The organism is Pseudomonas sp. PDM19, from assembly GCF_014852215.1.
Taxonomy (GTDB): Bacteria; Pseudomonadota; Gammaproteobacteria; order Pseudomonadales; family Pseudomonadaceae; genus Pseudomonas.
The window spans coordinates 716,115-727,968 of sequence record NZ_JACVBG010000001.1; the positions used below are offsets into that span (position 1 = coordinate 716,115).

Sequence of the window (11,854 nt, forward strand, 5' to 3'; positions counted from 1 at the left end):
ACGGCCCGTCGGGAATACCCGCCGGGCCGTTTGCATTTGGCGAGCGAGTAGGGCGCATAACGCCAACGGCGTTATCCGCCGTGATGGCTGGCGGATAACCCGTTCCGGGTTATGCGCCCTACGTATCGGCTCTGCATGGTCATGTGGGTGGGCCTGCTCGCGAACCGGAACCGGTTGAATCATCACCGGCGAGCGAGTAGGGCGCATAACGCCAACTGCGTTATCCGCCATGATGGCTGGCGGTTGACCCGTTCCGGGTCATGCGCCCTACACGGGCAGCGCCAGGTTCCTGCGCAGGTCCGCAGGGCTCATGCCGTAGGCGCTCTGGAAGTACTGGCAGAAGCGCCCGACGTTGCTGAAGCCCAGGGCCAGGGATAGCTCGCTGACCGACTGCGCGCTGTCCTGCTGCAGCGCGTCATAGGCGCGCTGCAGGCGCACCTCGCGCTGGTAGGCGACGATGGAGCTGCCGACGAAGCGGCGGAAGCCGTCCTGCAGGGCACGCAGGCTGACGTTGGTCAGCTCGGCCAGTTCGCTGCCGCTGACCATGGTGTCCGGCTGCTCCTGGATGGCGTGCTGGATGTAGTCCATGGCCAGCTTCACGTGGCGCGGAGCGATCTGCGGTGCGGGGCGCCTGAGTGCATCGCTGTAGTTGTGCGGCCAGATTTCCAGCACCGAGTCCACCAGCATTTCCTGCAGGCGCGCCGGCATCAATGCGCTGGAATTGATCAGCAGGTCGAACTCGTTGCCGGTGGCCATGGCGACGATGGCCTTGATGCCCTGGAAGGCGTCGTTGCTCAGGTCCACCCGTGGCTGGAAACGCACTTTGTGGCTGATCGGCCGGCCGAGCAGGGTCGCCAGGCGACGGGCGAACAGTGAGCGGCGCACGGATAGACCATGGTGCGCGTGGCCGTCGATGAAACCGACCGACCGTACCGAGGCCTTCTCCATGGCCAGGCCGACACTGGGCAGGCCGACGCTGTCGCTGCACTGGTTGAAGACGACGCGGCCGGCGCTGGGGAAGATGAAGGTGATCTCGTCGTCCAGGTCCGGCATCTCGGCCAGCAGGTCGCCGCGAAAGCTCAGGCGGCGGAAGCTCACGCCTTCGTAGCGGCCGTAGACCCCGCCGATGGCGATGGGCTTTTCGGGGCGCGGCATCCCCGAATAGAGGTTGCCGAACATCCGCGTGTAGAGCTCGCCGAAATCATCGGCGGTCATGTTCTCGGAACGGATCAGGAACTGCTTGCGCGAGGTGCTCGTGTCTACCGTCATGGTCCGTCTTCTGGCAGCGCCGGGAGGAAAGATGGGCGAGCACGTTAGTCGGCGAGGGTTACAACTGCGTGTCGGTGGCCGCGTGAAGCGCAAATGGCGGGTCAGGCCGGACACCGGTACTTCCCAGTAGGAGCGGGCCGTGCCCGCGATCGCGCGCACGGCGCCCTCCTGCAGGCGTGCCGCTATGGCGGATAACCCGTTCCGGGTTATGCGCCCTACGAGGTGACGCAACCCGTCAATCCGGCAGTCCCGCCTTGCGGAAGCCTTCGACGAAGTGCTCGCGCACCGCTCCGTCCCGCAGTGGCTCAGTGTCCACCCAGTGACGGATGGTGAAGCCGGGGTTGGTGACCAGGAAGAACTCGGTTTCCGCACGGGCTTCGTCCAGCCGGCCCAACTGGGCGAGGCTGGCAGCGAGGAAACGCCGCGAGCTGCTGCGGTAGGTCTCGTCGCGGCGCAGGGTCTGGATCGCGCCTGGATAATCGCGCGCCGCGTACTGCGCCTGGCCCAGCGTCAGGTAGTACCAGCCGGCGGGGAAGGGGTTGAGGCGAAAGGCCCGGCGGATGTACTCCAGGCCCTCGTCGATGCGCCCGGCCAGCACCGTGACATCGGACAGCGCGGTCCAGGCGTCGGCATCGTTGGGGTCCAGTTCGAGTGCTCGCTGGAACTGCGCGTCGGCTTCGGCGTACTGGCGCTCGTAGCTCAGCAGGTAGGCCAAGCTCCAGCGGCAGCCGGCATCGTTGGGGTCGATGGCCACCGCCTCGCGCGCCTGCGCCAGGGCGGTTTCGCGCTCAAGCGTCGTCGGGCCGCCGCTGTGTATCCAGCCCATCCAGTGGTTCATCGCCAGCCAGCGCCGCGCCTCGGCATACTGCGGGTCGAGGGCGATGGCGCGGCTCAGCATCAGGTGCGCTTCCCGTGCGGCCAGCGGTGAATCATCCATCAGTTGGCGGGCGCGCACGCAGAGTTCGTAGGCTTCCAGGTTCTTCGGCCGGTTGCGCGGCAGCGGCCTGCGCAGGTGGCCGAGCAGGGCCTGGATGATCTGCCCGGTCAGCTGGTCCTGCAGGTCGAAGAGGTCTTCCGCGCGGCTCTCGAAGCGCTCGGCCCAGACATGCTCGCCGGTGCTGGCGTCCACCAGCTGGGCGTTGATCCGCACGCGCGCATCGGCACGCCGCGCGCTGCCTTCGAGCAGGTAGCGCACGCCCAGCTCGCGGGCGATCTCGCGCACGTCCATGGCCTTGCCCTTGTAGGCGAAGGCCGAGGTGCGGGCGATGACGAACAGCCCGCCGACCCGCGAAAGCTCGGTGGTCAGGTCTTCGGTCAGGCCGTCGGCGAAGAGGGCCTGCTGCGGGTCGTCGCCGAGGTTGACGAAGGGCAGCACGGCGATGGACGGCTCCTCCGGCAAGGCCGGCGGCGTGCGCGGTGCGTCCGCCAGGCGCTGCACCGCAGCGCTGAAGCGGTAGCCGACACGGGGCACCGTGGTGATCCAGGGGCTGCCGTCCGGCGCTTCGCCGAGCACCTTGCGCAGTTGCGCGATCTGCACGGTGAGGTTGCCTTCCTCGACTACAAGGCCTGGCCAGGTGGCGTCCATCAGCTCGGCCTTGGTACGAATCTCACCCGGCTGCTCGAGCAGGGTCTGCAACAGGTTCAGTGCGCGAAAACCGATGGCGACGGGCTGCTCGTCGCGCTTGAGCACGCCGGTTGGGCCATCGAGGACGAAGGGGCCGAAAGCCAGACGCGATTGCTGCATGACGCCCCCTTTGCAAGTTTTTGGAAGTGTTTGGCGCGGCTTGAGGACGGCGCCCCGGGCGACCGCCATGCTCGGCCCCATGAGGCACGAGTCGAATGGAGGTTGCCATGAACCATACTCCCCGCCTGCTGCTGCCGGAAGCCTCGCGCCGGTCGTTCAGCCTGTCGTCCCTGCTGCAACTGCTTGCGCTCTGGCAGACGCGTGCGCGGGTCCGCCGCCAGCTCGCCTGCATGGCCAGGGCCAATCCGCACCTGATCGAGGACATCGGCCTGACGCGCCGCCGGGTGGCACAGGAGATCGCCAAGCCGTTCTGGCGCGCATGACTGTCACTGTTCCAGTCCGAGGCGCTGGTGCCACTGGGCGATGGACTCCTGCGGGTAATCGTCGAACTGCAGGTCATGTGGCCCGGCCTCCACCTCGACCCAGCCGGCCTTCGATCGCAGCAGCAGGTGGGTGTGCTCGGGAGGAACCGGCAAGGGCGTGTCGATGGCCGAGGCGAAGGGGTGGATCAGTTCCGGCCAGCGTGAATCGTAGAGCCACAACCCGCTGCCGCACTGGCTGCAGAAATGCCGTTCGGCGCCGCTGGTGTGGGTGCGCTGGCCTTCCTCGCGGATCTTCGCGTGGTAGATGCTGATGTGCTTGCGCCCGCGCACCCTGAGGCTGGCAGCCTCGCCGCCGAGGTTGATCGCATAGCCACCGCCGCCCTGGGTCTTGCGGCAGATCGAGCAGTAGCAGCGCTGGTAAGGGTAGGGATGGGCGCTGTGCAGGCTGAAGTGCACGGCGCCGCAGTGGCAGGAACCTTCGAGCAGCATGGCGTCTCTCCTTGCTGTTTGGCCTTGAGGGATACCTGGGCAGGGACTCGCGGGCGCGCCGGGGATTCCATCGGATCGCACCAGCGGGACTGGCTCCGCCCCGTGCAGTAGACTAGCCGCCCGCCCGGCGCCGGACTCTGCCCATGCTCAGGAATTTCACCGACCTCGATCTGCGCCTGCTGCGCATCTTCGCCTCCGTGGTGAAGTGCGGCGGCTTCACCGCGGCGCAGGCCGAGCTGAACATGAGCCAGTCGAACATCAGCATGCACATCGGCAGCCTGGAAAAGCGCCTGGGCTACCGCTTGTGCGAGCGCGGCAAGGGCGGCTTCCGCCTGACGGCGAAGGGGCAGCGGATTCTCGAAGCGTCGCAGGCGATGTTCGACGCCATCGGGCTGTTCCGCGACCAGGCGCAGGCGCTGTCCGGGCAGTTGGTCGGTGAGCTGTACCTGGGGCTGGCGGACAACGTCACGACCCTGCCGCAGGCGCGCTTCGACGAGACCCTGGCAGCCTTCCACGGCCGCGAGCAGGATGTGCAGTTGAACCTCTACGTGAACTCGCCGACCGAGCTGGAGCTGGCGGTAATCGATGGGCAGCTGGACCTGGCGATTTCCTACTTCAGCCGCACCCGGCCGACGCTGGATTACCTGCCGCTGTACACCGAGGAGATCGGCGTGTTCTGCGGCGAGCGCCATCCGCTGTTCAGCGCGCGCAAGCCGACGCTGAAGCAGATCGCCGAGTACAACTGGGTGCGCCATGGCTTCCTGCCGGCGGACCAGGAACTGCCGTTCCGCCCCGAACGCAGCAGCGCCACCGCGCATCACATGGAGGCGGTGGCGCATTCGGTGCTGGCCGGTACGCACCTGGGCTACCTGCCGACCCACTACGCGAACATCTGGGTCGAGCGCGGGCGGATGAAGCCGCTGCTGCCAGAGAAACTCTGCTATGAGGTGACGCACAGCATGATCACCTATGCCGGGCGCCCCCGCAGCGAGGCCGCCCGCGCCTTCATCGAAGACCTGCTGAGCGTGCACGGCCTCGGCGGTTAACGCTCAGGCGAGTACGCCGTTGACTGCGTTGAGGTAGATGCGCGAGTAGTCCCCGGCTTGCAGTGGCAGGGCATTGGTCTCGGAGGAGGAGATGTCCGCCACGGCCTGCTCGCCGACCCATTGCGCGTCTTCGCCGTCCAGGCCCACTTCCTTGAGCGTATGGGGAATGCCCACGGACGAGCGCAGCTCCAGTACCCAGCCGAGCAGGCCGTCGAAGCTGGCTTCCGGCAGTTCCAGATAACGCGCCAGGCGCGTGGCGTCCGCCTCGATGGCCGGGCGGTTGGCGACCAGCACGTAGGGCAACAGCACGGCATTGAGCAGGCCGTGATGCTTGTGGTGTCTGGCGCCCAGCGGATGGGCCAGCGCATGCACGCCGCCCAGTCCCTTCTGGAAGGCCACGGCGGCGCTGGCCGAAGCCACCAGCATGCCTTCGCGGGCGGCCAGGTCGGTTCCGTTGTGGACGGCGCGCTGCAGGTGCTCCTTGACCAGGCGCACGCCTTCGATGGCGACGCCGGCGGACATGGGGTGGTAGAGCGGCGAGAACAGCGACTCCAGGTGATGGGTCAGGGCGTCCATGCCGGTGGCGGCGGTGAGCGACTTCGGCAGGCCGACGGTCAGCGCCGGGTCGAGGATCACCGAGCGGGCCAGCAGTTCGCGGTGGCCGACGACGATCTTGATGCCGCGCGAGGTGTCGGTCAGCACGGCTTCGCGGCCCAGTTCGGAACCGGTGCCGGCGGTGGTCGGAATGGCGATCAGCGGCGGCAGGTCGAGGGCCGGATGATCGCCCAGGGTCGGGTACTGCGCGATCAGCTGCGACCATTCGAAATGGCGCAGGCCATCGGCATCACGGCTGAGCAGGGCGATGCCCTTTGCCGCATCCAGCGCGCTGCCGCCACCCAGGGCGATCAGCGAGTCGTGGCCGCCTTCGGCCAGGGCCAGGGCGCCGGCAGTGACTTCCTCCAGCGCGGGGTTGCTGGAGAAACCGTGGAACAGCGCGTAATCGATGCCGGCGGCTTCCAGGCGGCGGCGCACTTCGTGCAGCGGCGGCAGTTCGAGCATGCCGGGGTCGGTGACCAGCAGCGGCTTGCGCATTCCGGCGAGGCGGCAGCGCTCGGCCAACTGGTCGAGGGCGCCGACGCCGCAGAGGATTTCCGTGGGGTAGTTCCAGTAGTTCAGGGTGGACATGGGAAGCTCCGGATTGCAGGCATGACCTGCCCGTGCCGGGGCGCAGGGCAGTCCGGCAGGGCAGAAGGAAGGGAGAGGCGCCGGTGCGTGCCGGCGCGGATGATTCAGTCGATGGCTCAGCCGACCGCGCGGCCAGCGAAGCTCAGGCTGGTGGCGATGCGGCGGTGCGGCTTGGCGATGAACAGGTAGGCCAGGCCGAACAGGGCGAGCACGGAGAACACCACGACCACCGCCCAGACCTGGAACCAGGGCGCGCCGGGCGGGGCGAGCATTTCCCGCGGCCAGGCCACGTTGATCGCCTCGAACACCAGCCAGGCCACGGCGATGACGTTGACCAGCAGGCCCTTGCGGCCCAGGTTCAGTGCGCCCTTGTCCGGGTCCCAGCGACCGCTCAGGCGGGCATACAGGGCGCTGGCGGCAACGATCAGGAAGACGAAGAAGAAGCCGCCGCTGCCGAAGGCGATCAGCGTACCCACCGCGGTGGCGTTCAGCCCCAGCGCCAGGCCCAGGCTGGCCAGCAGGGTGCTGCAGACCATCGCGGCCATCGGCACCTTGCGTTTGTCCACGCGACGCAGCAGGGCGGAGCCGGGAAGGATTTCATCGCGGGCCATGCCGAAGATGGCGCGGCCGATGTACGTCTGCACCGACACCACGCAGGCAACGAAGGCCACCAGCACGATGGCCACGAACGGCCGCTCGGCCCAGGCGCCGAAGGCGTCCACCACGGCGGGGGTCACCGGGTCGATGATCTGCCCGCTGACCACGGCGGCGGGGTCCTTGTACGACAGGGTGACGGCGAAGGCGGTGAGCATCACGGTCAGCCCGACCACCAGCATCGAACGCAGGATGGCGCGCGGTGTGGAGACGCGGGCGTCGGTGGTTTCCTCGGAAATCTGCGAGCAGGCGTCGAAGCCGAGGAAGGCCCAGCCGCCCACCGCCAGCGCGGTGAGGAAGCCCGACCAGTAAGTGCCGCCGGAGACTTCCAGGGCATTCAGGCTGCTGAACAGTATCTCGAAGGAGTGGTTGCGGAAGAACAGCAGCAACAGCACGCCGATGCCGATGGAGGCGATGGCCTCGGCGAAGATGCCGGCGTTGACGAAGTACTTCAGCGGGTTGATGCCCAGCAGGTTCACGCCGAGCCCCAGGGCCAGCAGCGCCGCACCGCAGAGTACCTGGGCGTTGGCCGATGGCGGCTCGCCGGTCACCAGCAGGCCGAGCCAGAAGCCGCCCAGGTAGGCAACCGTGGTCAGCGAGGCGAGGGCAGAGGCCAGGTAGAGGAAGCCGGTGAACCAGGCCGCGCGGTCGCCGATCAGTCGGCGCACCCACTGGTAGCAGCCGCCGGCCAGGGGGAACTGCGAGGACAGTTCGGCGTACACCAGCGCCACGCTCAGTTGCAGCAGCAGGCACAGCGGCACGATCCACACCCACGACGGCCCGACGCTCATGGCGCCCAGGGACATCACCGAGTAGATGCCGACGACCGGGGAAATGGTGGCGAAGCCGACGGAAAACGAGGACCACAGGTTCAGCCCGCGGTCCAGCTCCTGGCGGTAGCCGTGGCTGGCGAGCAGGCTTTCGTCGCCACTGGCGACGGTGGAGCTGCGAAGGTCAGACATGCCGGCCTCCGGTGTTCAGGGAAAAGGGGGATTCACGGCCAGGCATGAGTGGGCGAAGGCGCATGGGAGATCCTCGGGGCAGTTGGAGTTGTTATCGAGAACCCGCGTCTCTAGAGGACGGCTGAGTAGCTGGCGCTGTCAGTGCAGCGCAGAGCCAGAGTAGGGCGCTGCCGCATCAGGAAAAATTCATATTTGATTGGGCTGACATCAATTGAGGCTGATGTTTGTGGGGTGGTTGCCGGAATGATGCCAGGGCAGGCAGGGGATTGCCCGTGTAGGAGCGCGTGCCAACGATCAGGCTGGGCGGAGGGCAGGTAAGGAACGGAAAAGGCGGGAACCGGGAACGACAGCGCGCTCCCGGCGTACAGCAGTATCAGCAGTGCTTGTCCTGCCCGGCCTTCTTCTCGGCTTCCGGCTGGGCGTTCTGTGCGGTCTGCTGCTCGGCGTCGGTCTTGGCGCGAGTGGCCTGCATGGCCTGATAGTTGGACTCGGTCAGGCGGTTGGTCATCAGGGCGGATTCTTCGGCCATGGAAGCCTGGCTAGTGAGCAGGGCGGCGAGGGACAGGACACTGGCAGTGAGCAGTTTCATGAAGGAATTCTCGGGTAGTGGACTTCTGATGGGTGTTGCTCGCGAGTGGCCACAGTCTACTGACCGGTAGCCTGACGAACCCATGCGGAAATCTGTTGGGAATGATCGAATCGTGCAGGCCAGTTGATGCAGGCCAGCCCCCGTCGAGTTGGGAGCTGGCTCGCAGCCAGCGAAATTTCTGGCTTGGAGGGGAAAAGTGATCAACCTGTCGCTGATCGCGAAATAGCCAACCCTGAAGCCCTGCTAATGAATCCATGCAAGGCGCCTAACGAGTCGATCCTCTCGTCAGGCCTTTACATAGACCCATGCCTGCAGGCCCGACTGCAGCCGGACATTGATCCGCTGGTAGTCGGATACCTCGTAGGCGTCCGCTGCCAGCAGCTCCTGCGGGGTGATCTCGAAGACGGTGCCGGGCACGCGGTCGGCCTCCGCGCCGCTGTACTGGACGATGGGGTGGTGGGTCTTGCCGCTGGTGGCGAGCACGGCCGGGTCGGTGATCTCCACCCAGTCGGTGCGGAAGGCCACCAGCGCGTCGGCGCGGCCTTGCAGCTCGCGGCCGAAGCTGGCCAGTTGCACGGACTTGTCCTGCAGGGTGCCGTAGGAGAACAGCAGTACGTTTTCAGTCATCGCAGGGGCTCCGGGTCAGGCCAGCAGGTCTTCGTAGAAGGCGCCGTAGGCCTTGCTCGGGTGGGCGATCTGGATTTCCAGGATCCACAGGCCGCCGTGGGGATGCTCGGCGTAGTCGCCCAGGTCGCCGGCGCGGTAGATGGCGTGGGGGAAGTCGCTGACGCGGTGACCCTTGATGTCCAGGTTGAGCTTCCAGCCCATGGCCTCGGCCTGCTGGTGGGCGAAGTCGTAGAGCTCGACGCCGCTGCAGCCGGTCTCGCGCCAGCGCGCCTCGACGCGCTGGAACAGCGTCTTCGCCGCCGCTGCGCAGGCTGTCATCTGCGGATCGTCGCCGGTGACGAAGGTGGCGCCGGCGTCGCCTTCATGGCCGCGCCAGACCACGCCCATGTCGATGAAGAAGATGTCGTTCTCACCCAGCACCGGGTTGCCCTCGGAGCGCTGCTTGAAGGTCTTCAGGGTATTGGCGCCGAAGCGGATCAGCAGCGGGTGCCAGATGCGCTCCATGCCCAGGTCGGCGAGCACCTGCTTGCCGATGGCGACGGCCTCCAGTTCGGTCATGCCGGGGACGATCGCGGCGGCGATGGCGTCCACGGCTTCCCAGGTGCGAGCCTGGGCGTATTGCATCGATTCCAGCGCGTAATTCGCGCCGACGGCTTCCTTGGCGTACACGGCGGTATTCATTCTTCTTCTCTCTGAGCGACAACCTTATCGCCGTATATATTTCTACATACCGGTAGGGAAATTCAATCGCGGGCTCAACAGCAGGACATTGCACAGGCGATGAAGGCGGTCGTCAGGGTAGTGATGCTCAAGCCGACCAGGAACAGGGTGTCGGCGAGGCGCTCCAGCCGATGGTTGCGCTGCAGCTTGCGGGTACGCAGGCCGAAATAGGCAGCGAGGGTGGTGGCCAGGTAGATCACCGTGTTCACCGCGAGCATATCCTGGCCGATCAGGTCGACGCGGTGCTGGCCGACGATGATGCGCAGGATGCCGACCACGGTCAGGCACACGCCGACCATGGCGCCGGACGCGGCGAAGATGTGCACGCAGATGTCTTCGTCCAGTTGCGCGGTGTGGCTCTTGTGGCTCATGACGGGACCTCCCGGGCCGGCTGCTGCGGTTCATCCGCTCGCCTTGCCGGCTTCGTTGTGGCTGCCATGATAGGAAGGACGCGGCGCTTGCTGTACTCGCTTTCCCGGTGGCCCCAGGTGATACGAAAAACAGCGGAAAATCAGCCAGATAGCCGTCGCTTGCCGAGGCAGGCACGGGCGCTGGAGAAGGTCGAGCTCATATTGGAAGCGTCGCGGCGCATCCTGGAACGTCATGGCCTGGAGGGGTTCACCACCAACCACGTGGCGGAACTGGCGGGGGTCAGCGTCGGTTCGCTCTACCAGTACTTCCCCAACAAGGAACGCATCCTCGACGAACTGGCCCGACGCGAGCTGGCGGCGCTGGCCACCGGGATCATGGGCGCGCTGTCCGCTCGCCCGCCGGAAACGCCCGGCGAGCGCATCCGCGCGGTGATCCACGCGGCCGTCAGCGCCTACGGCGGGCGCACCGGCGCGCACAAGGCGCTGATGCACTACCTGATGACCCGTGGTGGTGGCAGCCCGCTGCCGGCGCTGCGCGGCAGCATCATGACCCACCTGGTGACCCACGGCCTGATCGGCCATGACCAGCAGCTGCGCAAGCTCGACGAGCCCGAGGTGTTCGTGCTCGCCCACGCTGTCGGTGGCGTGCTGCGCGCGCTGCTGGAGGACCCCGCTGCCCTGGCGCCGGGGCGGCGCGAGGGCATCGAGGAAGCGCTGGTGCAGTTGGTGCTGGCGTACTACGGGCGGGGCGAGGCGGGCTGAAGCCCGGCGCCCGTCACAGCCACCAGCGCAGCAGGTAGAACGCCCCCATGCTGAGGAGCACGCTGAGCAGTACGTTGCGCGTCCACAGCACTAGGGCCACGGCGACGATGGCGCCGAGCAGGTAGGGGTTGTCCACGCGCAGGTTCAACTGGTGTTCGGGAAGGAACACGATTGGTCCGCAGATCGCCGTGAGCATCCCCGGCACGGCGAAGCCGAGGAACTGCCGCACGTTGCTGCTCAGGCGGATCGGCAGGCGCGGCTCAAGGAACACGTAGCGGTTGAAGAACACGATCAGGCCCATGCCGAAGATCACTGCCCAGGCCATCATGCGCGCACCCCCGAGAATTTCTGGCAGAGGAAGCCGGCGAACATCCCCGCCAGGCCGGAAAGCACCAGCGCCGAACCGACCTGCCAGTAGCTGAGCAGCACCGAGCAGAACAGCGAGACGGCGACGCAGACCACGGTCGGGATGTTCTTCACCACCGGCACGATCAGGGCAACGAAGGTGGCGGCAATGGAGAAGTCCAGCCCCAGGTGCTCGAGGCCGGGAATGCTGGTGCCGACCAGTACGCCGGCGAGGGTGAAGAGGTTCCAGGCGATGTAGAACGTCAGGCCCACGCCCAGGGCGTACCAGCGGTTGAAGGTATCGCGGTCATGGCCGCTGGTGAGGGCGAACAGTTCGTCGGTGAGCAGGAAGCCCAGCCCGGCGCGCCAGCGCCCCGGCAGCGGGGCAATCACCGGGCGCATGGTCATCCCGTAGAGCAGATGTTGCGAGGTCAGCAGCAGGGTGGTGATCATGATCGAGAAGAACCCGGCACCGCCCTTGAGCATGCCGATGGCCACCAGTTGCGCGGCGCCGGCGAAGACGATGGCCGACAGGCCCTGGCCGTGCAGTGGCGAGAGCCCGGCGTCGATGGCCAGGGAGCCGGCGAGCAGACCCCAGGGCAGGACCGCGAGCGACAGCGGCATGATGTCGATCGCGCCCCTGAGGAAGGCGCGAGAGGGAAGCTGATCTTGGGACATGAACGTTTCTTGCAGGCAGGTAAGTGCTTTCAGCGTGGCAGAGATCGGCGCCGGCTGGCTTGAACAATCTTGCTGTCATTGCCCTCGAGT

14 protein-coding genes are annotated in these 11,854 nt (G+C 66.8%); 3 read left to right on the plus strand and 11 right to left on the minus strand.

Annotation, left to right across the window (positions count from 1 at the left end; genetic code table 11):
• Positions 1 to 267: 267 nt before the first annotated feature.
• Both IB273_RS03180 and IB273_RS03185 read right to left on the minus strand, forming a co-directional pair.
• Positions 268 to 1,269, minus strand: a complete 1,002-nt coding sequence (locus IB273_RS03180; protein ID WP_081516937.1) for an AraC family transcriptional regulator — start codon at positions 1,267 to 1,269, stop codon at positions 268 to 270.
• Between the two features lie 235 nt (positions 1,270 to 1,504).
• On the minus strand, positions 1,505 to 3,013 hold the full coding sequence (locus tag IB273_RS03185) for a winged helix-turn-helix domain-containing tetratricopeptide repeat protein (protein ID WP_192223215.1): 1,509 nt from the start codon (positions 3,011 to 3,013) through the stop codon (positions 1,505 to 1,507).
• 107 nt (positions 3,014 to 3,120) lie between these two features.
• Here IB273_RS03185 and IB273_RS03190 point away from each other — a divergent pair, with 107 nt between their 5' ends.
• Positions 3,121 to 3,336 (plus strand): hypothetical protein, encoded by a 216-nt coding sequence (locus IB273_RS03190; RefSeq protein ID WP_081516939.1) that lies wholly within the window; start codon positions 3,121 to 3,123, stop codon positions 3,334 to 3,336.
• Positions 3,337 to 3,339: 3 nt separating this feature from the next.
• On the opposite strand, the gene IB273_RS03195 is transcribed toward IB273_RS03190, so the two are convergent.
• Positions 3,340 to 3,825: a GFA family protein gene (locus tag IB273_RS03195; RefSeq protein WP_151186834.1), complete on the minus strand. Its 486-nt coding sequence runs from the start codon at positions 3,823 to 3,825 to the stop codon at positions 3,340 to 3,342.
• A gap of 143 nt (positions 3,826 to 3,968) precedes the next feature.
• Here IB273_RS03195 and IB273_RS03200 point away from each other — a divergent pair, with 143 nt between their 5' ends.
• On the plus strand, positions 3,969 to 4,871 hold the full coding sequence (locus tag IB273_RS03200; protein WP_081516941.1) for a LysR family transcriptional regulator: 903 nt from the start codon (positions 3,969 to 3,971) through the stop codon (positions 4,869 to 4,871).
• A 3-nt stretch (positions 4,872 to 4,874) separates the two neighbouring features.
• On the opposite strand, the gene IB273_RS03205 is transcribed toward IB273_RS03200, so the two are convergent.
• The 6 genes from IB273_RS03205 to IB273_RS03230 form a co-directional block, all read right to left on the minus strand.
• Complete coding sequence (locus tag IB273_RS03205; RefSeq protein WP_192223216.1) at positions 4,875 to 6,056, minus strand: iron-containing alcohol dehydrogenase; 1,182 nt, start codon at positions 6,054 to 6,056, stop codon at positions 4,875 to 4,877.
• 116 nt (positions 6,057 to 6,172) lie between these two features.
• On the minus strand, positions 6,173 to 7,672 hold the full coding sequence (locus IB273_RS03210) for an APC family permease (protein WP_192223217.1): 1,500 nt from the start codon (positions 7,670 to 7,672) through the stop codon (positions 6,173 to 6,175).
• 373 nt (positions 7,673 to 8,045) lie between these two features.
• Complete coding sequence (locus IB273_RS03215) at positions 8,046 to 8,261, minus strand: hypothetical protein (protein ID WP_192223218.1); 216 nt, start codon at positions 8,259 to 8,261, stop codon at positions 8,046 to 8,048.
• A 285-nt stretch (positions 8,262 to 8,546) separates the two neighbouring features.
• Complete coding sequence (locus IB273_RS03220; RefSeq protein WP_081516945.1) at positions 8,547 to 8,888, minus strand: gamma-glutamylcyclotransferase family protein; 342 nt, start codon at positions 8,886 to 8,888, stop codon at positions 8,547 to 8,549.
• A 15-nt stretch (positions 8,889 to 8,903) separates the two neighbouring features.
• Complete coding sequence (locus IB273_RS03225; RefSeq protein ID WP_081516946.1) at positions 8,904 to 9,569, minus strand: M24 family metallopeptidase; 666 nt, start codon at positions 9,567 to 9,569, stop codon at positions 8,904 to 8,906.
• A 74-nt stretch (positions 9,570 to 9,643) separates the two neighbouring features.
• A complete protein-coding gene (locus IB273_RS03230) occupies positions 9,644 to 9,979 on the minus strand; it encodes a hypothetical protein (protein WP_192223219.1) in 336 nt (111 codons plus the stop codon).
• A 201-nt stretch (positions 9,980 to 10,180) separates the two neighbouring features.
• On the opposite strand from IB273_RS03230, the gene IB273_RS03235 reads away from it, so the two are divergent.
• A complete protein-coding gene (locus IB273_RS03235) occupies positions 10,181 to 10,741 on the plus strand; it encodes a TetR/AcrR family transcriptional regulator (RefSeq protein ID WP_225610066.1) in 561 nt (186 codons plus the stop codon).
• A 13-nt stretch (positions 10,742 to 10,754) separates the two neighbouring features.
• Here IB273_RS03235 and IB273_RS03240 read toward each other — a convergent pair whose 3' ends face one another.
• Both IB273_RS03240 and IB273_RS03245 read right to left on the minus strand, forming a co-directional pair.
• Complete coding sequence (locus IB273_RS03240; protein ID WP_045214509.1) at positions 10,755 to 11,069, minus strand: AzlD domain-containing protein; 315 nt, start codon at positions 11,067 to 11,069, stop codon at positions 10,755 to 10,757.
• Complete coding sequence (locus IB273_RS03245; protein WP_192223221.1) at positions 11,066 to 11,764, minus strand: AzlC family ABC transporter permease; 699 nt, start codon at positions 11,762 to 11,764, stop codon at positions 11,066 to 11,068. Before IB273_RS03245 ends, IB273_RS03240 begins: the two co-directional genes overlap by 4 nt.
• Positions 11,765 to 11,854 lie beyond the last annotated feature (90 nt).

Bases quoted from the DNA above. Each gene is read 5' to 3' on its own strand.
- IB273_RS03200 (WP_081516941.1), top strand. From the start codon at position 3,969: ATGCTCAGGAATTTCACCGACCTCGATCTGCGCCTGCTGCGCATCTTC.
- IB273_RS03210 (WP_192223217.1), bottom strand. From the start codon at position 7,672: ATGTCTGACCTTCGCAGCTCCACCGTCGCCAGTGGCGACGAAAGCCTG.
- IB273_RS03190 (WP_081516939.1), top strand. From the start codon at position 3,121: ATGAACCATACTCCCCGCCTGCTGCTGCCGGAAGCCTCGCGCCGGTCG.
- IB273_RS03240 (WP_045214509.1), bottom strand. From the start codon at position 11,069: ATGATGGCCTGGGCAGTGATCTTCGGCATGGGCCTGATCGTGTTCTTC.
- IB273_RS03180 (WP_081516937.1), bottom strand. From the start codon at position 1,269: ATGACGGTAGACACGAGCACCTCGCGCAAGCAGTTCCTGATCCGTTCC.
- IB273_RS03220 (WP_081516945.1), bottom strand. From the start codon at position 8,888: ATGACTGAAAACGTACTGCTGTTCTCCTACGGCACCCTGCAGGACAAG.
- IB273_RS03195 (WP_151186834.1), bottom strand. From the start codon at position 3,825: ATGCTGCTCGAAGGTTCCTGCCACTGCGGCGCCGTGCACTTCAGCCTG.
- IB273_RS03225 (WP_081516946.1), bottom strand. From the start codon at position 9,569: ATGAATACCGCCGTGTACGCCAAGGAAGCCGTCGGCGCGAATTACGCG.
- IB273_RS03205 (WP_192223216.1), bottom strand. From the start codon at position 6,056: ATGTCCACCCTGAACTACTGGAACTACCCCACGGAAATCCTCTGCGGC.
- IB273_RS03245 (WP_192223221.1), bottom strand. From the start codon at position 11,764: ATGTCCCAAGATCAGCTTCCCTCTCGCGCCTTCCTCAGGGGCGCGATC.
- IB273_RS03185 (WP_192223215.1), bottom strand. From the start codon at position 3,013: ATGCAGCAATCGCGTCTGGCTTTCGGCCCCTTCGTCCTCGATGGCCCA.
- IB273_RS03230 (WP_192223219.1), bottom strand. From the start codon at position 9,979: ATGAGCCACAAGAGCCACACCGCGCAACTGGACGAAGACATCTGCGTG.
- IB273_RS03215 (WP_192223218.1), bottom strand. From the start codon at position 8,261: ATGAAACTGCTCACTGCCAGTGTCCTGTCCCTCGCCGCCCTGCTCACT.